Source organism: Enterococcus alishanensis, assembly GCF_019218635.1.
Lineage (GTDB): Bacteria > Bacillota > Bacilli > Lactobacillales > Enterococcaceae > Enterococcus_A > Enterococcus_A alishanensis.
On the sequence record NZ_JAHUZB010000029.1, the window covers coordinates 1 to 892 of the forward strand.

Genomic DNA, 892 nt, shown 5'->3' on the forward strand with positions numbered 1-892 from the left:
GGGCGAACGATGGGAATCGAACCCACGAGTGCCGGAGCCACAATCCGGTGCGTTAACCACTTCGCCACGATCGCCATAATAATAAAAACAGGGGCAGCAGGAATTGAACCCACACTAACGGTTTTGGAGACCGCTGTTCTACCTTTAAACTATGCCCCTAAATGGAGGAGAGTGGATTCGAACCACTGAACCCTAAGGAACGGATTTACAGTCCGTCGCGTTTAGCCACTTCGCTACTCCTCCATGGTGGCGCGGGACAGAATCGAACTGCCGACACACGGAGCTTCAATCCGTTGCTCTACCAACTGAGCTACCGCGCCAAAAAATATTAATACGGTCCCGACGGGATTTGAACCCGCGATCTCCTGCGTGACAGGCAGGCATGTTAACCCCTACACCACGGAACCGAATGGAGGTTAACGGGTTCGAACCGCTGACCCTCTGCTTGTAAGGCAGATGCTCTCCCAGCTGAGCTAAACCTCCAAATGTTACTTTAAAACAAAAAATGACCCGTACGGGACTCGAACCCGTGTTACCGCCGTGAAAGGGCGGTGTCTTAACCGCTTGACCAACGGGCCATAAAATTTATAACGGAGAGTAAGGGATTCGAACCCTTGAGACAGGGAAACCCGCCTACATGATTTCCAATCATGCTCCTTCGGCCTCTCGGACAACTCTCCAAGAATAAGCACAAAGCCCAAACTCTTAATTTCTCATATTTGTAAAAGAGAACTCCGGCAGTAGGACTCGAACCTACGACATCATGATTAACAGTCATGCGCTACTACCAACTGAGCTATGCCGGAATAAATTACGCGTGGCGACGTCCTACTCTCACAAGGGGCAACCCCTCACTACGATCGGCGCTAAAAAGCTTAACTTCTGTGTTCGA

Annotated in this window: 9 tRNA genes and 1 rRNA gene; all 10 read right to left on the reverse strand. The window is 50.6% G+C overall.

The features are described 5' to 3' along the window. Position 1: 1 nt before the first annotated feature. Positions 2-74, reverse strand: a tRNA-His gene (locus KUA55_RS18090). Positions 75-88: 14 nt separating this feature from the next. After that, positions 89-159: transfer RNA gene (locus tag KUA55_RS18095), tRNA-Trp, on the reverse strand. A 3-nt stretch (positions 160-162) separates the two neighbouring features. Beyond that, positions 163-243 (reverse strand) — tRNA-Tyr (locus tag KUA55_RS18100). Position 244: 1 nt separating this feature from the next. Beyond that, a tRNA-Phe gene (locus KUA55_RS18105) sits at positions 245-320 on the reverse strand. Between the two features lie 14 nt (positions 321-334). Beyond that, positions 335-407: transfer RNA gene (locus tag KUA55_RS18110), tRNA-Asp, on the reverse strand. A gap of 3 nt (positions 408-410) precedes the next feature. After that, a tRNA-Val gene (locus KUA55_RS18115) sits at positions 411-483 on the reverse strand. A gap of 23 nt (positions 484-506) precedes the next feature. Then, positions 507-578: transfer RNA gene (locus tag KUA55_RS18120), tRNA-Glu, on the reverse strand. A gap of 13 nt (positions 579-591) precedes the next feature. Next, positions 592-680: transfer RNA gene (locus tag KUA55_RS18125), tRNA-Ser, on the reverse strand. 52 nt (positions 681-732) lie between these two features. Beyond that, positions 733-806: transfer RNA gene (locus KUA55_RS18130), tRNA-Asn, on the reverse strand. Between the two features lie 9 nt (positions 807-815). Continuing rightward, positions 816-892, reverse strand: a 5S ribosomal RNA gene (gene rrf, locus KUA55_RS18850); the annotation flags it as partial.